The following is a 17,699-nucleotide window of genomic DNA, read 5'->3' as shown; positions in this document are numbered from 1 at the left end:
ATAGAAGGGTTGCATGCCATGAAACGTATTTTGATCGTAACAGGTCAATCGGGTTCAGGAAAATCTTCGGCATTACAAGTGTTGGAAGATTTGGGTTATTACTGTATTGACAATTTACCTTTGGCATTGCTCCCCGAAATAGTGGATAAACTGGATCAGGAAAATAACTTAGAACAGTTGGCATTGGGGGTGGATGTACGTAGTACCCGTGCCGACTTGCAAGAGTTTGATTTGGTATTTGAACAACTGCAAAAGCATGGTTCAGTCGATATTATTTTTCTGACCACGCAAGATCAGGAATTGATTGCACGTTTTAGTGCATCACGCCGTCCGCATCCACTCTCTAATCGTTTTAAAAGCTTAAATGAATGTATTCAAGAAGAAAAAAACTTGTTGATGCCCATTCAGTTTCGCTCTACGGTACATATTGATACTACTGACAAAAGTGTGCATGATCTAAAACACGTATTGTTGTCTAAGCTTGGACAAACCGACAATCTTATTGTAATTTTACAATCCTTTGGCTATAAGCACGGAATTCCTTTAGATGCCGATTATGTGTTTGATGTGCGCCATTTGCCCAATCCACATTGGGATTTGGAGCTCAGGAAATATTCAGGCTTAGATGCCCCTGTGCAGGAATTTTTGCAACAAAGTTCACAAACGCATGAAATGTTTCACGACATTCAGCAGTTTTTAGAAAAATGGTTGCCAGCCTTTGCCGAAGGGCATCGACACTACATTACCATTTCAATTGGCTGTACGGGTGGGCAACACCGTTCTGTTTATATCGTTGATAGACTAAAAAAAGCACTTGAGGCAAAATGGTCTATTCAAGTCTTACACCGAGAAATGAAGCACTGGTCATGATTGACACAACTGTTGACGTAATTAATAAACTAGGTTTACATGCACGGGCATCTGGGAAACTGATTGAAGTGACCACCAAATTCCGTTCGTCAATCCAAATTGGTAAAGGCGACAAATTGGTTGATGCCAAAAATATTATGTCCTTGCTCATGTTAGGTGCAGGCAAGGGAACTACTTTACGCTTGGTGATTGATGGTGCAGATGAAGAAAAAGCTTTATCTGATATTCAAGCACTGTTTGCAGCAAAATTTTACGAGGCAGATTAATCGTGGCACGTCGACCGCAACGTTTTACCGAAGATGACTTTGAATCTTTAGAAGGGCGTGCAAGTAAAACCGAACAGAAAAAAGCCGTACAACGTATGGCTGCACTGGGCGAACAATTGGCGCAGTTAAGCGCCAAACAAATTCAGAAACTTCCAGTAGAAGAGCGTTTAATTGATGCTTTACTGGAATTGCAAAGCATTACTTCACATGAAGCACGTCGTCGTCAGTGTCAGCGTATTGGTAAATTGTTGCGTAATGAAGATGAAAGCGTAATTTTGTCTTATTTGACACCGCAACAAGGTGCGAAAAAAACCGCACAGTTACAGCGTTGGGTGGAACGAATTATTAAAGACGGCGACCCTGTGATTAATGATTTTAGTAAAACCTATAAAGCGGCTGAACGTCATACACTGCGTCAGCATGTGTTGCGTATCCACCGTGATATGAAACAGGAAGTGTCTGCGGAAGAACTTGAAGCATCTAAGCTCAAGTTGTTTAACTATGTGCAGCAAGTGGCTTTATTGTCAGAAAGCTAGATTAGCGTACCTTATCTAAGAAGATAGATAGCGTGAGCTGATGATTGCACAAAAAAACGACTCATGACGAGTCGTTTTTATTTGGTCTTAATATAGAGATTTTCAAATTTTAGCCAAACTCACCGACTGAACGCTCTTTGGCCCATTCACGCAGTACAAATTTTTGTAATTTACCTGTCGATGTTTTTGGAATTTCAGTAATCACCACATCCTTTGGTACTTTAAAACGCGCCAAATGTTGACTGCAATAGGCAATAATTTCTTCAGGGCTGACCTGCTTGCCTTCTTTCAGTTCAATAAAGGCACACGGGACTTCCTGCCAACGTGGATCTGGTTTTGCCACCACTGCAGCAGTCAAAATTGCAGGATGTTGATACAACACCTCTTCCACTTCGAGTGAAGAAATATTTTCACCACCTGAAATAATCACATCTTTAGAGCGGTCAGTAATTTTGGCGTAGCCATCGGGTTGGCAGACAGCTAAATCGCCCGTATGGAACCAGCCACCTGCAAATGCTTCTGCGGTGGCTTCTGGGTTTTTCAAATAACCTTTCATCACGATATTGCCACGGAACATAATTTCGCCCATGGTTTTGCCGTCTTTTGGTACAGGTTGCATGGTTTCTGGGTCTAAAACTTTCATGCCATCTTGCAGCGGATAAGGCACGCCTTGACGCGAATGTAATTGTGCTTGTTCTTGAATGGATAGGTCGCTCCAGCCTGCTTGAGAAGCACACAGCGCAGATGGGCCATAGGTTTCAGTTAAGCCATAAACGTGAGTTACGTTAATGCCAATATTGCGCATACCTTCAATAATTGCTGCTGGCGGTGCAGCACCCGCAACCATCACTTCAACACGGTGATCAAACTGGGTCTTTTTCTCCTCAGGGGTGTTGATGAGCATCGACAAGACAATTGGCGCACCGCAGAAATAATCGACTTTGTGCTCTGCAATTAATTTAAAAATCAGTTCAGGGTCGACTTTACGTAAGCAGATATTTGTGCCACCGTTGGCTGCCATCGTCCATGCAAAGCACCAGCCATTACAGTGGAATAGGGGCAGTGTCCATAGGTAGGTTGCACGTGGGGTCATCCCGCAGGCAATAATATTACTGGCTGCATTAATGTAGGCACCGCGATGATGATAGACCACGCCTTTCGGGTTGCCTGTCGTGCCAGACGTATAGTTCAGGCTAATTGCATCCCATTCATCTTGTGGCAAATGCCATTCAAAATTTGGGTCACCTGCAGCCAGCCAAGTTTCGTATTCAATCTGTCCGATGCTAAGGGCATTGGCAGCATGCTCATATTCTGCATCGTTGACATCAATCACGTAAATTTCATGATTGACCATCGCTAAGGCTTCTTGTGCCAAAGCCTCAAATTCAGGGTCAACCAAAAGCACTTTGGATTCTGCATGATCGAGCATAAACGCCAGTGTTTTGGCATCTAAACGAGTGTTTAGTGTGTTCAGCACTGCACCCGCCATTGGCACAGCAAAGTGTGCTTCTAGCATGGCAGGAACATTCGGAAGCAGCACCGAAACAGTGTCATTTTTGCTGATGCCTAAATTTTGAAGTTGATGTGCAAATTGGCAGCAGCGCAAATAAGTTTCGCGCCAGGTAATTTGACGTGAACCGTGAATAATCGCGTTTTGGTGCGGGTAAATATAAGCTGCCCGTTCTAAGTAACGTAACGGGGACAAGGCGACAAAGTTCGCAGGGGTACGCGGTAATTCATCGTATGCGCTGACCATTGTTATTCTCCATAATATGTGTCGTTATTTTATCCAACTTAAAAAGATAGGGATTTTATGGCAGCTTTGCAGTTATGCTTTAGTCGAAAATCTGTTGTTTTTATTTTGAATCGCTTGTAAGTACATTTAAAAAATAGTTTAAGTAAAATTTAGCAGCTATTTTTTATTCAATAAAAATAGTAGCTTATTGGAAAATATTAACTTATTCTGTCATTTGGCTTTTATAGAGTGATGGGCTGAGACCTGTCCAACGCTTAAATGCACGTCGAAATTCGCGTAATTCACTAAAGCCAAGTTGTTGGCTAATTTCAGTCATGCTCAAAGGCTGTTGTAGCAGTTGTTTGGCTTTATTTTCCAAAACGTGTTGGCGCAGGTTTTGGAAGTTGCAGCCTTCGGCAAGTAATTGTCTGCGTAAATGTCTTTCGCTCATTTGAAAATGTTGTGCCGCTTGGTGCATATCAAAGTGCTGAGGTAAATGCTGTTCGATTAGATAACTCAACACGTGTGCATATTGCTGTTGATTAATCGCCTGCATATCCTGATACGCTTGTTGGCAGACACGCAGGGCGGTGCTGTAATTGGCGGCACTAGAGGTTTTAATTTGGCGTCCTAAAATCTCTGGTCGGAACACCAAAGCATTCATGTATGATGAAAAGTGCAGAGGACATTGATAATGCACCTGATAAGCCTCTAAATAGTCGGGTTGGGCAAAACTAAAATGCACTTCGACCAAATCTTGATGATTGCCAAGCATGACGTCTAAGCAGCTAACAATACTGGAGAGGACTTCATCGCAAAAAAAGCGCAGTAAGTTCCCCGTGGGATAACGCTCTTTCATCACCAGTGTAGGAGAGGTCGAGGAAAAATCGTACTCCAAATCCATCACACTGCCTGAAATGGGATGGTACTGCAGTCCTGTCTGTAAGGCTTCTACAACATTTTGACTGGACACCATGGCAAAACCGAGCATGCCTATGGAAATCAGCCCCTTGTCACGTCCAATTTCTAAGCCTAAATGTGCACATTGAGTGTCTTGCAGGGCGCGTGTCACCACTTTGCAAATATCTTGAAATGAAACAAAACCATTGCCTTGGACGATTTGATCAAGATCTTGAGAAATTCCCTGAAACCATGGTTGATAGGGGATCTGTTGTTCTTTGGCGTAATGAATCAGACCTGACAATAAGGCAGGCGGCACGTGCTGCAGCAAGTAGTTTGAAGTTGCTGACATAAGTCCGATTATCCCCCCATGCCATTGTCGCTTTGACCCTTATTTGCCGTGATGCAATTTTGTTTAATGGCGTTGATCAGCGTCATGACTGATTGTATAGATGAAAAGGAATACGATTGCAATGTATTTGGTGGGTTGGGATAAACAGGAAATTCATATTCAGCCAAAAGGGCTTGCCATGTTTGGTTATGGCAACTGGAAACATCGTGCCTATGAACAACGAACAGCTTTATTTGCCCGCAGTATTTGTATTCAAACCTTAGACAATGACTTATTAATTTTTTGCTGTCTGGATATGGGGTGTGTGACCTATGCCATGCGTCATTTAGCGATACAGCGTTTACAGCGTAAACTGGGGGAGCGTTTTCAGCCGCAGCGTTTGGTATTGATGGCAACGCATACTCATTCTGCACCTGGCGGTTGTGCACATGAAGCGTTGTACAATATGCCCACACCTGGTTTTGTGCCTGAACATTTAAATGCAGTGGTCGATGCGATTGTGGGCAGTGTGCTCAAAGCTTTGGCGACCCAGCAAAAACCGATATTTATATGAGCAATGGTCGTTTTGCAGAAGAAACGCCAGTGGCATGGAATCGCTCTTTAACAGCGTATAACCGTAATCCTGATGTATCTCGTAGAACGCTGGAACAGGCACATTTGGCCTTAGATCGTGATATGCAATTGCTTGGTTTTTATCGCGAAGGTAATTTACAGGCAGTTTTTTCTTTATTTGGGGTGCATGCTACCTGTTTAAGCAGTCGTTTAAGCGCTCATGATGGTGATAACAAAGGTTATGCCGCACTTTGTACCGAGCGTGCACTGCAACAACGTGGGGTCAAAAATCCTGTGGCAATTTTTGCCCAAGCCGCAGCGGGTGATGTTTCTCCACATTATCATGGCCCTGAGCAGTCACAGGTACGTGCTGCAATGCGCGATGAAAAAGAATACGAATATACACAGCAAAATGGTCGCTATCAAAGTGAATTGGCACTGAAAGCTTTGGCACATAGAGGTACGCCGTTAATGGGAGCTTTAGATGCTGTGTGCCATTATGTCGATTTAAGCAATATTGAAATTCCAGTTGAATTTGCGATGGGGCAAACAGATGCAAAAACCAGTGCAGCCTGTCATGGTGCAGCATTTTTTGCAGGAACACCTGTAGATGGTGCAGGTGTGGCACAACCGATTTTTAAAGGTATGCAATGGTTAGCGCAGCGAGTGAAAAAGAAAAAGTTGAGTAATCCTCAAGCCGCAGATTATACCTATTATCAACAGCTATATGCCTCACAAGGCCCCAAAGATATTGTGCTGGAATGTGGTTCTAAAACCATTTTTGGCAAGCCACTGAATCATTATCCTAAATTTTTAGACAAACTGATTGCAGAAATGAACAAGCAGGCCAGTGTAGGCACAATTGATCATAGCTTGTTGGTACCGAATGTAGTGCCATTACAATTAATTAAAATTGGCGACTTAACCTTGCTGTGCTGTCCTGGGGAAATTACTACTGTTGCAGCTAAGCGGCTCAAAGTAACCGTACAACAAGAATTGGAATCGACTCAAAAAGTATGGTTGGCTTCATATTGCAATGATTATATGGGCTATGTGACCACCTTCGAGGAATATCAACAACAAGCCTATGAAGGTGGTCACACTTTATATGGACAGTGGACTTTGGCAGCGTTGCAAACTAAATTTCAATATTTCGCAGAGCAATTGAATTTGCCTATTCCACAACGCGATACAGCATCGTTATTACCGCCCGCTGTACCTTTGGATGAATTAGAAAAAAGAACATATCGTGACAGTTTGAAAGCTAATGCGCTAAATGAATTGTAGTTTTTTTATACATTGTTCCATGTGAAACATATTCTAAATCATGTACTAGTCAGGAGGTTAATCTAAATCAATATGGATAGAGAGGTCATTTATCTCATCCATGTGTCTCTATTTTTTTAATGCGGTACTTTAAAAAGTAACGCAAAACAAACTGCAATAAAAATAAATGCCACGCAGAAAAAGGAAGGATTATGAAACAGCGTTGGAGTAACTGGTCTGGAAAGCAAACAGCCTATCCAGACTTTTTACAGCCGAAAAATGTAGATGAACTGAAAAAAATTGTGCGAAAGCACGACAAAATTAGAATGGTCGGAGCAGGGCATTCCTTTAGCCCCTTAGCCACAACCGATGATGTGATGGTGAATTTAGATCATATTCAGGGGGTGCATCAATTTAATGCACAAAAGCAGCAATGCACCTTACATGCAGGGACTCGGCTGTACAAACTGGGTGAATGTCTAGCTCCGATTCATCAGGCGCTGCAAAATCAGGGCGATATTGATCATCAGAGTTTGGCAGGTGTGGTTGCAACAGGAACACATGGCACAGGTGTGGATTTACCTTGTCTATCGGCTTTGGTGACTGATTTTGAACTGCTCACAGCAGAGGGTGAGGTGTTGCAATGTTCACCTGAACACAATGCTGAAATTTTTCAGGCAGGTCGGGTCGCGCTGGGCAGTTTTGGGGTGATGACCAAAATCACTTTACAAAACCGTTCGCGCTATAAACTCAAAGAGCAGCTACGTTTATGTGCCTTGAGTGATATTTATCAATATATAGACCGTTGGAAGCATCAACATCGGCATATTGAGTTTTGGGCATTTTTACACAGTGATCAGGTGATTTTAAAAACCTTAGATGAGAGCCGAGGATTGACGGATCCTCGTCCGCAACATTGGTTATCAGAAGACCGTTTATTAAATTTTTGTTCGGAAATAACCCGTGTTTTTCCACAGTTAAATCCGTATTTACAATCTTTGTTGGGCGTGTTTATCAAACCGAGTACTCATGTCGATTGGTCGAGTCAAATTTTCCCAACGCCACGCAATACCAAATTTAACGAAATGGAATACCAATTGCCTGCCGAGCAAGGTTTGGCGTGTTTAGAAGAATTATTGGCGGTTTTGAAACAACAGCGTGTCGCCATGTTTTTCCCAATCGAGTTTCGCTATGTCAAAGGCGATGATATTTGGCTGAGTCCTTTTTATGGACGGGATTCGGTGTCTATTTCAATCCACCAATTTTATAAACAAGATTGCCAACATATTTTTAAATGGGTCGAACCGATTTTACAAAAATATCAGGGACGTCCACATTGGGGCAAATTGCACAGTATGCAAGCGGATCAATTACGTGACTTATATCCAAAATGGGATGATTTTATGCAACTTCGTGAGCAGCTTGATCCACAGCAAAAATGGATTAATCCATATTTAAGACAAATTTTCACGATTCCAAGTTTGAGTGCAGCGTGATGTTCAATAAACAACTCAAGCAATCGCAAAATAAGAGCATTCAATTAGGGAGCGTGACATGCAAAGTGATTATTTTCAGCAACTCACCCACAGTTTGCAGCAACAGGGTACAGGAACACCGCAACTGATTGTGGATATGGCACGTTTTCAGCATAACTTGGATTATGTTGCAGACCATTTGCCTGCACGGTTGCAACCACGACTGGTGGTGAAATCGCTAGCGTGTTTGGAGATATTGCAACACGCAAGCCAAAGTCTGAATACGCAGCGTTTTATGTTGTTTCATCTGCCACATTTGTATGAAGTGATGCAGCACTTTCCACAAGCAGATGTACTGTTTGGCAAGCCAATGCCAATACGTGCGGTAGATGCTTTTTATCAGCAGGTGATGGCGTCTGCTGAGAATATCCAATTGCATTTACAATGGTTGGTTGATCAACCTGCACGTTTACAACAGTATTTACATTTGGCACAACAACGCCAGCTTTGTTTGAATATTAATCTTGAAATTGATATCGGTTTGCATCGTGGTGGGGCGCAAGATCATGCTGGATTTATGCAAATGCTGGAATTGATTCAGCAGCATCCACAACATTTAAAACTGTCAGGTTTGATGGGGTACGATGCGCATGTGGTGAAATTACCAAATGTATTTCATGCACAAGCCAAAGCCTATCAACACTCACAGCAGCAATATAGAAATTATAAACAACTGATTCAGCATCATTTTCCAAAGTTGTGGCAGGATGACTTGTGTTTTAACGGTGGTGGTAGCCTGACATTTATGCAGCATTGTCAGCACAGTGAATGTAATGATCTGGCTTTTGGTTCGATGTTGCTTAAACCCAGTGATTTTGATTTAAAAATCTTGTCAGATTTGCAATCGGCTTTGTGGATTGCAACACCTGTTTTAAAGGTATTGGCTGCGGTACTAGTGCCAGGCTTAGATCGTTTGCAGTCCTATTTGCCACAATCCAATCAAGCCGTTTTTGTTTATGGTGGCTATTGGATGGCAGATTATGTTTATCCTGAGAGCAGTCATCCACATGCTTTATACGGACGCAGTAGCAATCAAGAGTTGATTCAAGTACCCAAACAGCATCGCATCCAAATAGATGATTATGTATTTTTACGCCCGCAACAGAGTGAGGCGGTGTTGCCACAGTTTGAAGCGGTGTATGCCTATCAACATGGACAATTCACGCCGTGGGCAACCTTTAGGGAATAAAAACAGCTGAAATGCCGATTCTTTGGCTTTTTTAGTACACAAAGGTTTAAACCTGTACGCAAGCCGTGTAAAATTTAAGGCGCTTTTTATTTATACACCGTTTTTATCTTTTGAGGGTCTCCCTTAATCATAATCTCGCGGTGATATGCTCCATGGTACGGGGCATCACTCCTTAAGGATTTTTATCTATGCCTATTATCACTTTGCCAAATGGCGATCAAAAACAGTTTGATCAAGCCGTATCTGTGATGGAAGTTGCTCAAAGCATCGGTCCGGGTCTTGCCAAAAATACAGTTGCTGGACGTGTGAATGATCGTTTGGTCGATGCCTGCGATTTAATTACCGAAGACGCAACCCTACAAATTATTACGCCTAAAGATGAAGAAGGCGTAGAGATTATCCGTCACTCATGTGCGCACTTGGTGGGGCATGCGGTAAAACAGCTTTTTCCTGAAGCGAAAATGGTGATTGGCCCTGTCATTGAAGAAGGTTTCTACTATGACATCTGGATGCCTCGTCCATTTACGTTAGATGATTTGGCAGCAATCGAAGAGCGTATGAAAAAGCTCATCGACCAAGATTATGATGTTGTGAAAAAAATGACCCCGCGTGATGAAGTAATTGCAGAATTTACAGCGCGTGGCGAAGAATATAAATTACGTTTGATTGCAGACATGCCAAACGAAACCCAAATGGGCTTGTACTATCATCAAGACTATTTGGATATGTGTCGAGGTCCACACGTTCCAAACACTAAATTCTTAAAGTCGTTCAAACTCACCAAAATTTCAGGCGCTTATTGGCGCGGTGATGCGAAAAACGAACAGTTACAACGTATTTATGGTACGGCTTGGGCGGACAAAAAACAGCTCGCAGCGTATATCAAACGTATTGAAGAAGCAGAAAAGCGTGACCACCGTAAAATTGGTAAAGCTTTGGACTTGTTCCATATGCAAGAAGAAGCACCAGGCATGGTGTTCTGGCATCCAAATGGCTGGACGATTTACCAAGTACTTGAGCAGTACATGCGTAAAGTACAACAAGACAACGGTTACCTAGAAATTCGTACCCCGCAAGTGGTCGATTTCACGCTATGGGAAAAATCAGGACATGCTGCCAACTACGCAGACAATATGTTCACTACCCATTCTGAAAACCGTAACTATGCAGTAAAACCAATGAACTGCCCATGTCACGTACAAGTCTTTAACCAAGGGCTAAAGTCGTATCGTGATTTGCCAATTCGTCTGGCAGAATTTGGTTCATGTCACCGTAACGAGCCATCAGGTTCACTGCACGGCATTATGCGCGTACGTGGCTTTACTCAAGACGATGCCCACATTTTCTGTACCAAAGAACAAATTGGGCCAGAAGTTGCAGACTTCATCAAACTGACTTTAGATGTTTATAAAGATTTCGGTTTTGAAGAGGTGCAAATGAAACTGTCTACACGTCCTGAAAAACGTGTGGGAGATGATGCACTTTGGGATATGGCAGAAAAATCTTTGGCAGATGCTTTGGATGCTGCAGGTCTGGAATGGGAGTTACAACCGGGTGAAGGTGCGTTCTACGGTCCGAAAATTGAATTCTCACTGAAAGACTGCTTAGGTCGTGTGTGGCAATGTGGTACAATTCAGTGTGACTTTAACTTGCCTGAGCGTTTAGAGGCATCTTATGTCACTGAAGACAATGATCGTGATCAGCCTGTAATGTTGCACCGCGCAATTCTTGGCAGCTTTGAACGATTTATTGGTATACTTATTGAGCACTATGCAGGCTTTATGCCACCATGGTTAGCGCCAGTGCAAGCTTGTGTCATGAATATTACCGATTCACAAGCTGCTGCAAGTGAACAGGTCGTCGCAAAACTTAAAGAAAACGGTATTCGTGCTATTTCTGACTTGAGAAATGAGAAAATCGGCTTTAAGATTCGTGAGCGTACATTAGAGCGTATTCCATACTTACTGGTACTTGGGGACCGTGAAGTGGAAGAAGGAACGGTAAACGTCCGTACTCGCTCAGGAACAAATTTGGGTACTATGTCAATTGATGCTTTCATTGACCTAGTGAAAACAGCCGTCGCAGAACGCGGCCGGTATATTGTGGAGTAACAGCGATTAAACAGCCTGACCGTAATCAACAGGGCGGAAAATCTAACCGTCCTGCTTTGAATGATGAAATTCGTGCAAAAGAAGTCCGTCTTGTAGACGAAAATGGTGAGCAAAAAGGTATTGTAAGCTTGGCTGATGCATTACGCGCAGCAGAAAGCGTTGACCTTGACTTGGTGGAAATTGTGGCAAATGCCGAACCACCGGTGTGCAAAATCATGGACTTTAACAAGCATTTGTTTGATCTAAAGCAAAAGCAGAAAGAAGCGAAGAAAAAACAGCATCAAGTACAGGTGAAAGAAATCAAGCTCCGCCCTGCGACTGATGTTGGTGATTACAACGTAAAATTACGTGCAATTATCAAATTCCTTGAAGAAGGGAACAAGGTAAAAATCACTTTACGCTTCCGTGGTCGTGAAATGGCTCACCAACAGTTAGGTTTGGCTCAATTGCAAAAAGTTGAAGCAGATGTAATTGAATATGGTGTAGTTGAACAAGCACCAAAAATGGAAGGTCGTCAAATGGGTATGTTGCTTGGTCCTAAAAAGAAAAAGTAATCCCATCTTGAACAAAAGAAGCACTGCACCTTGGCGGTGCTTTTTTTTGCGTGATGAAAGTGAGCATCTATGTTTCATGTTTATGAGATATGCCATTCGATAAAAAAACTCTACGCAGCGACACGCAACAAACGCTTAAAAACATGCTATAACTAAAACCGCAGTAGAAGAATGCTGGTCAAAAAGCAAAAAAAGTAATGAAGGATAAAACATGATTGATTTATATTATTGGGGTACGCCCAACGGTCATAAAATTACAATTGCATTAGAAGAAATGGGCTTGGAATATCAAATTTTCCCCATCAATATTTCAGAAGATGATCAATTTCAGCCAGATTTTTTAAAAATTTCGCCCAATAATAAAATTCCTGCAATTGTCGATCAGAACGGCCCACGTGGTGAGCCAATCTCTGTGTTTGAGTCGGGTGCAATTTTGCAATATCTTGGGCGAAAAACAGGCATGTTCTACCCTAACGATGAGCAAGAACGTGTGGAAGTTGAGCAGTGGCTCATGTGGCAAATGGGTGGTTTTGGTCCAATGTTAGGACAGAATCATCATTTTAGCCGTTATGCACCAGAGAAAATTCCTTATGCGATTGAACGCTATATCAATGAATCCAAGCGTTTGTATGGTGTGTTAAATAAGCAGTTGATGGGGCAAAAATACGTGGCAGGTGAGTATTCAATTGCTGATATGGCTATTTTGCCGTGGGCGTTACGTCATGACTGGCAAAATATTTCGTTGGAAGATTATCCTTATGTACAAGACTATATTACACGTCTGACTGCGCGCCCTGCGGTGCAGAAAGCACTCGCGATTCAAGTTTAAATCTACTTTTATGCTAAGATGCCAGCCACCTGATACCTCACTTTTTCAGGTGGTTTTTTTATTGGATGGGTTATGCAAGAATTTTTTTTAAACTTTACCAAGATTGTTGAAAAAAATGCCAAAGTGTATTGGAGCATTATTTTAGGCATTGTGTCTTGCTTGATCTTATTTGTGGTTGAAGCATTTCATGTGCAGAATATGATCGCGGCTTTAAATAGCACAGATCAGCAGGTTTTACGTGCTGCCATTGAGCCTATTACCCAGCGTTATACATGGGCACGTGCGGCACTTATTTTACTCAGTATTGTTTGGGCGAACTGGGAATATCGTAAAACCAAACGGGCTTTAGGGCTTTAAAATAGTCTATGCTTTGGACGCTATTTGGTTTATTTTTATCTGCATTTGGTGCGGCCACTTTATTGCCTTTACAGTCCGAAGCCGTGTTGTTGGGGCTGTTATATGAAGGCAGTTATGCCCCCATTTGGCTGATTAGCATTGCCAGTCTAGGTAATATTTTAGGTTCTTGTGTGAACTGGTATTTGGGACTCAAGATCGAACATTATAAAGATAAAAAGTGGTTTCCTGTTTCGGCTACACAATTAGAAAAAGCACAGCACACCTACGCCAAATATGGGTTTTGGTCTTTACTGCTCAGTTGGGTGCCGATTATTGGTGATCCAATTACGCTGATTGCAGGTTTAATGAAAGAACATTTTGCCCGTTTTGTGTTGATGGTGAGTCTAGCCAAAATCGGGCGTTATCTGTTTATTTATTTTGTTTATACATGGGTTTAAGCCAACCACCGCTTTACTGTCCCCATGTACACTTATGACTGTTCTTGTGTACCACACGTGTTTAAATCAAAATAAATTTCATCTTTTAATTTTGACTTTTTATACAGCCAAAATTGACGCGGTACATCTACTTGAGCAGCTTTCACTGCAGCTAAAACTTGTTGATCAAGCGCGTATTGTCCCGAACCTTGTGTCAATTTCACACGTTTCACTTCGCCATGCTTATTCACTTTGAGTTGAAACTTTAACTTGCGTGAGTGATTTTTTAAATCTTCCGCACTTAGGTTTAATTGTGGTTGATGACGATACTTAAATTGAACTTTTTGCTGTTGTTGCTGTGCTAACCATTGTTTAGATTGAAAATCAAACTGGCAATCTTCGTGCTGGTTATCCTGAAATCTTAAATTAAAGCTTTGAAAACCAATGGTCGGTACGGCAGTATCTTCTACATAGGTCGGTTGAATTTCAGCAGTGCGAACCGCTTGTAATAAGGCATCATCTAATTTTTTCAGCCCTGTACTTTCTTGAATAGTGGCTTGACTGATTTTGCCGGTTTCATCTGCATAAATACGCACAATTGCAGCTCGGTTTTGTTGATTTAAATCTTCATTTTTATATTTGGGTTGTGGAAACTTGCGCCATGCTAAGCGTGTGGTGAGATGAGCAGGCAAGGCAGCACTTTTTTGTACTTCGAGTGTGGCTTTTGGTGTCGATTTCTGCTGCGGTGGTTTTGCAAAAAGATGCGTCGCACTGAGTCCAAGCAATAGAGTTATATATAAAGATGTTTTCATCATATTACGGTCTTTTTTATCTCACACAAGACGAGGCGAAGTATTGATGGAATTGTGAATAATCGCAAGGGTAATCCGCAACTTATTGCAAGTTTTTAGGGTGTTGATCTGCACAATTTTTGACAGAGCTTTAGCTTTATTTTGAATTGTAGTGGGTGTTCACAATTCCAGTATTTTTTCCTGAGTTGAATTACGGCAAATGAGTGAGGTAATGATCATTTTTTATTTAGCCAATATGCTTTTGTTTTAAGCAAAGATGCTTTAGAATACTCGCTCCCTTACCTGCAGGTCGTTTTTGCAATGGTGCAGACGTGCCGAACAGGTGTTTAAAGAGGTTGTTATGGCTAAGTTAAAAACTCGCCGTGGTGCAGCTAAACGTTTCAAAGCGACTGCTAACGGTTTCAAGCGTAAACAAGCGTTCAAACGCCACATTTTGACCAAAAAATCTGCTAAACGTATCCGTCAATTGCGCGGCTGTGTAATGGTTCACGTGAGTGACGTTGCTGCTGTTCGTGCTATGTGCCCATACATCTAAGGAGATTATAAATGGCTCGTGTAAAACGTGGTGTACAGGCTCATCGCCGTCATAAAAAAATTCTTGCTCGTGCTAAAGGTTACTATGGTGCTCGTTCACGCGTATATCGCGTAGCGTTCCAAGCGGTAATCAAAGCAGGTCAATACGCTTACCGTGACCGTCGTCAAAAGAAACGTCAATTCCGTGCTTTATGGATTGCGCGTATCAATGCGGGCGCTCGTCAAAATGGTTTATCGTACAGCCGTATGATCGCTGGCTTGAAAAAAGCACAAGTGATTATCGACCGTCGCGTACTTGCTGACATCGCTATGCATGACGCAGTTGCATTTGCTGCTTTAGCTACAAAAGCTAAAGATGCATTAGCTGCATAAGTCTTTATGACTTAAAAGAAAGACCGCATTTGCGGTCTTTTTTTATGCCTGAAATTTAGGGTCTCTGCCAAGTTTCATAACTCAATCTGAGAAATTTTTAGCCACAGCCTGAGCAAAAACAAGCACTGCTTTGTTTGCAGCGGAAGGCGCAGCGAAGGACAAGCATATTTTTTGCTGTTATTGCGTTATGTGCCGGTCATTTAGAATGACTAAATTTCCTGTCCCATGCCTTATATCAGCTAAAAAATATGCGTTGTCGCAAACATAGACGAATTGTCAACAGCCCCTAAGCTTATAAACCAAAATAATAGGCAGCTGCACAAATAACCACAGTCATTAAAATCAGTTTAATCACGGCAGATGTACCCACTTTATGCGTAGCTGCAGGTGTTGGTATTTGTGGTGAAGCGATGTTTTGTACTTGGCTAGGCGTTGATTCAAAAGGATCAGGTGTTTGCACTGGCGTGAGCTGTGCGGTCTGATAATGGTTCGCAACCTTGGTGATAAATTTGGCGTGTAAATCTTCAAGTTTCTGAGAAAAATGACGTAAATTGAGTTGTTCGCTTGGTTCAAGTTCTGTGCCATCGGCATGATAATGATGCTGGATTTTATTCTGAATGTGTTGATCCAGTGCATCTAAACGATACAGCATCTGATGTGCATAGGCAGCAGGGTAGTCTGCGGGAATTAACGCCAAAGTTGGGTACATGCTTTCAGTTGCGTTTTGAGTAAGATCTACACCGAAATAAGGTTTAGCGCTTTGCTCTGGTTCAACAAACTCTGTAGCACAAGGATTTAAAAATAACTCGGAGCGAATAAAGCGATCAATTTCATCCCAGTTTGGAGAGGCAAAATCTGTATCGAGCTGTCTGGCAAGTTTGTGATTTAATTGATAACGCCACATGACTTCTTGACGTAGCTCGCTCTGTTGGGAAACAGGCGCCATATAATCTTGTTCTGCGGTATACCATTCTGCAAGCTCTTTTCCGAAAATCCAAGCAGATTTGTGCTGTGCCTCGTGACTCACAATAAAGTGTGCAAAAGGCAATAACTCTACATTTGGATTGGGGTTTTTTTCATCATTTAAAATACTTGCCTGATGTAGGCTTAAACGTCGCACACCTTGTTGTTTAAGATGCTCTAACCAGATTTGAAAGTGTTGTGCCAGTAAATGTTGTGACAATAAATCACGAAACTGAATTTGATGCTGGTTAAACACTTGATGCTTGAGCCAATGATTAAAACTTAAATCTTGAGCCAAATATTCATTGCCATAAGTCACAAGGGCAAGTTGCTGTTTCCAAATCTGATCGAGCGCCATAATGTTGAGATCTCGTGGTGATTGGCTTTATCTTATACTTTTTGTATTTCAAGATGCTAATCTAATTTTCATTACATCGAAGCTTCATCAAAGCGACTAAAAACTGTTAGAATACGGGGTTTTTAAATTATTTCTAAATTGTTGCTTTTGAGAGTTACTATGTCACTGGAAGCCCTGACCAATGAAGCGCTCGCTGCAATTGCAGCAGCAGAGGACCTTGCTACACTCGACCAGGTGCGAGTGCAATTTACGGGGAAAAAAAGCCAGCTTGCGGAACAATCCAAAGCACTGGGTAAAATGGACCCTGAACAGCGTAAAGAATTTGGTGCACAAATTCATGCTGTGCGTGAAGCAATCAATGCGGCATTAACTGCGCGTCAAACTGAATTACAACAAGCGGCTTTGGCACAAAAACTGGCGAATGAAACCGTTGATATTACTTTGCCAGGTCGTGGTCAAAGCATCGGCAGTATTCACCCAGTTACGCAGGTACAGGAACGTATTTGCCAATTCTTTACCAAAGCAGGTTTTACCGTGGCAACGGGCCCAGAAGTTGAAGATGACTATCACAACTTTGAAGCGTTGAATATTCCAGGACATCACCCTGCGCGTGCCATGCACGATACTTTCTATTTTGATGTGAATCATTTATTGCGTACCCACACGTCGGGCGTACAAATTCGCACCATGGAAAATCAACAGCCGCCTATTCGTATTGTTTGTCCAGGTCGTGTGTATCGCTGTGACTCAGACCAAACACACTCACCGATGTTCCATCAAATTGAAGGCTTATACGTCGCAGAAAATACCAGTTTTGCAGAACTCAAAGGTTTGTTGATTAACTTATTAAATGAATTCTTTGAAAAAGACTTAAAAGTACGTTTCCGCCCATCTTATTTCCCATTCACAGAGCCAAGTGCTGAAGTGGATATTATGGATGAACGTGGTCGCTGGTTGGAAGTTTTGGGCTGCGGCATGGTGCATCCAAACGTGTTACGCGCTTCAGGCATCGACCCAGAAAAATATAAAGGTTTTGCCTTCGGTTTAGGGGTAGAGCGTTTTGCGATGTTGCGTTATGGCATCAATGACTTGCGTATGTTCTACCAAAATGATGTGCGTTTCTTGCGCCAGTTTGCTTAAAACTTTTTAAACAACCTTTCCTAAAATTAGGAGAGGGAAAAGAGATTATTTT

General features: G+C 42.1%; 17 protein-coding genes and 1 pseudogene. 14 read left to right on the top strand and 4 right to left on the bottom strand.

Annotated elements, in window-relative coordinates:
* The first annotated feature begins 18 nt into the window (after window positions 1-18).
* The 3 genes from rapZ to yjgA are packed head-to-tail and all read left to right on the top strand — an operon-like array spanning window position 19 to window position 1,672.
* Window positions 19-870 (top strand): RNase adapter RapZ, encoded by an 852-nt coding sequence (gene rapZ, locus FTU71_RS07650; RefSeq protein ID WP_180111768.1) that lies wholly within the window; start codon window positions 19-21, stop codon window positions 868-870.
* A complete protein-coding gene (locus tag FTU71_RS07645; protein WP_026438354.1) occupies window positions 867-1,136 on the top strand; it encodes an HPr family phosphocarrier protein in 270 nt (89 codons plus the stop codon). The genes rapZ and FTU71_RS07645 overlap by 4 nt, the downstream gene beginning before the upstream one ends.
* 2 nt (window positions 1,137-1,138) lie before the next feature.
* Window positions 1,139-1,672 (top strand): ribosome biogenesis factor YjgA, encoded by a 534-nt coding sequence (gene yjgA, locus FTU71_RS07640; protein WP_004975130.1) that lies wholly within the window; start codon window positions 1,139-1,141, stop codon window positions 1,670-1,672.
* A gap of 109 nt (window positions 1,673-1,781) precedes the next feature.
* Here yjgA and FTU71_RS07635 read toward each other — a convergent pair whose 3' ends face one another.
* Together FTU71_RS07635 and FTU71_RS07630 are read right to left on the bottom strand one after the other, a co-directional pair.
* Window positions 1,782-3,428 carry an acyl-CoA synthetase gene (locus FTU71_RS07635; protein WP_179993929.1) on the bottom strand — a complete coding sequence of 549 codons (1,647 nt, stop codon included), beginning with the start codon at window positions 3,426-3,428 and terminating at the stop codon, window positions 1,782-1,784.
* Window positions 3,429-3,630: 202 nt separating this feature from the next.
* Window positions 3,631-4,659 carry an AraC family transcriptional regulator gene (locus FTU71_RS07630; RefSeq protein ID WP_180037461.1) on the bottom strand — a complete coding sequence of 343 codons (1,029 nt, stop codon included), beginning with the start codon at window positions 4,657-4,659 and terminating at the stop codon, window positions 3,631-3,633.
* Between the two features lie 121 nt (window positions 4,660-4,780).
* Between FTU71_RS07630 and FTU71_RS07625 the strand changes: the two are divergent.
* The 8 genes and pseudogenes from FTU71_RS07625 to FTU71_RS07590 all read left to right on the top strand — a co-directional run bounded on the left by FTU71_RS07625 (window position 4,781) and on the right by FTU71_RS07590 (window position 13,489).
* Window positions 4,781-6,498 (top strand): annotated as a pseudogene (locus FTU71_RS07625) (neutral/alkaline non-lysosomal ceramidase N-terminal domain-containing protein).
* 191 nt (window positions 6,499-6,689) lie between these two features.
* Window positions 6,690-7,973, top strand: a complete 1,284-nt coding sequence (locus FTU71_RS07620; RefSeq protein WP_180111766.1) for a D-arabinono-1,4-lactone oxidase — start codon at window positions 6,690-6,692, stop codon at window positions 7,971-7,973.
* A 58-nt stretch (window positions 7,974-8,031) separates the two neighbouring features.
* A complete protein-coding gene (locus tag FTU71_RS07615) occupies window positions 8,032-9,201 on the top strand; it encodes an alanine racemase (RefSeq protein WP_180111764.1) in 1,170 nt (389 codons plus the stop codon).
* Between the two features lie 188 nt (window positions 9,202-9,389).
* Window positions 9,390-11,312, top strand: a complete 1,923-nt coding sequence (gene thrS, locus FTU71_RS07610; RefSeq protein WP_004975142.1) for a threonine--tRNA ligase — start codon at window positions 9,390-9,392, stop codon at window positions 11,310-11,312.
* Window positions 11,313-11,317: 5 nt separating this feature from the next.
* Window positions 11,318-11,866 (top strand): translation initiation factor IF-3, encoded by a 549-nt coding sequence (infC, locus tag FTU71_RS07605; RefSeq protein ID WP_096902435.1) that lies wholly within the window; start codon window positions 11,318-11,320, stop codon window positions 11,864-11,866.
* A 211-nt stretch (window positions 11,867-12,077) separates the two neighbouring features.
* The gene (locus FTU71_RS07600) at window positions 12,078-12,695 is read left to right on the top strand and encodes a glutathione S-transferase N-terminal domain-containing protein (RefSeq protein ID WP_019836320.1); all 618 of its coding nucleotides are present in this window, start codon (window positions 12,078-12,080) and stop codon (window positions 12,693-12,695) included.
* Between the two features lie 72 nt (window positions 12,696-12,767).
* Window positions 12,768-13,052, top strand: a complete 285-nt coding sequence (locus tag FTU71_RS07595; RefSeq protein ID WP_019836321.1) for a hypothetical protein — start codon at window positions 12,768-12,770, stop codon at window positions 13,050-13,052.
* Window positions 13,053-13,060: 8 nt separating this feature from the next.
* Window positions 13,061-13,489 (top strand): YqaA family protein, encoded by a 429-nt coding sequence (locus tag FTU71_RS07590; RefSeq protein WP_004975149.1) that lies wholly within the window; start codon window positions 13,061-13,063, stop codon window positions 13,487-13,489.
* A 32-nt stretch (window positions 13,490-13,521) separates the two neighbouring features.
* Here the strand turns inward: FTU71_RS07590 and FTU71_RS07585 are convergent, their stop codons facing one another.
* Window positions 13,522-14,280, bottom strand: coding sequence for an energy transducer TonB (locus FTU71_RS07585; protein WP_180111774.1), 759 nt, complete (start codon window positions 14,278-14,280; stop codon window positions 13,522-13,524).
* Between the two features lie 340 nt (window positions 14,281-14,620).
* Here FTU71_RS07585 and rpmI point away from each other — a divergent pair, with 340 nt between their 5' ends.
* Together rpmI and rplT are read left to right on the top strand one after the other, a co-directional pair.
* Entirely contained in the window at window positions 14,621-14,815 is a 195-nt protein-coding gene (rpmI, locus tag FTU71_RS07580) for a 50S ribosomal protein L35 (protein ID WP_004975152.1), read from the top strand.
* 11 nt (window positions 14,816-14,826) lie between these two features.
* The gene (rplT, locus tag FTU71_RS07575) at window positions 14,827-15,186 is read left to right on the top strand and encodes a 50S ribosomal protein L20 (RefSeq protein WP_004975153.1); all 360 of its coding nucleotides are present in this window, start codon (window positions 14,827-14,829) and stop codon (window positions 15,184-15,186) included.
* Between the two features lie 292 nt (window positions 15,187-15,478).
* Here rplT and FTU71_RS07570 read toward each other — a convergent pair whose 3' ends face one another.
* The gene (locus FTU71_RS07570; RefSeq protein ID WP_179993934.1) at window positions 15,479-16,507 is read right to left on the bottom strand and encodes a hypothetical protein; all 1,029 of its coding nucleotides are present in this window, start codon (window positions 16,505-16,507) and stop codon (window positions 15,479-15,481) included.
* A gap of 159 nt (window positions 16,508-16,666) precedes the next feature.
* On the opposite strand from FTU71_RS07570, the gene pheS reads away from it, so the two are divergent.
* Window positions 16,667-17,647, top strand: a complete 981-nt coding sequence (gene pheS, locus FTU71_RS07565; protein WP_004975156.1) for a phenylalanine--tRNA ligase subunit alpha — start codon at window positions 16,667-16,669, stop codon at window positions 17,645-17,647.
* Window positions 17,648-17,699: the final 52 nt, after the last annotated feature.

The sequence above is a fragment of the Acinetobacter sp. YH12136 genome (assembly GCF_013418545.1).
Taxonomy (GTDB): domain Bacteria; phylum Pseudomonadota; class Gammaproteobacteria; order Pseudomonadales; family Moraxellaceae; genus Acinetobacter; species Acinetobacter towneri.
The sequence above is the reverse complement of the archived record's forward strand: the minus strand, read 5'-3'. Positions and strand labels throughout refer to the sequence as shown.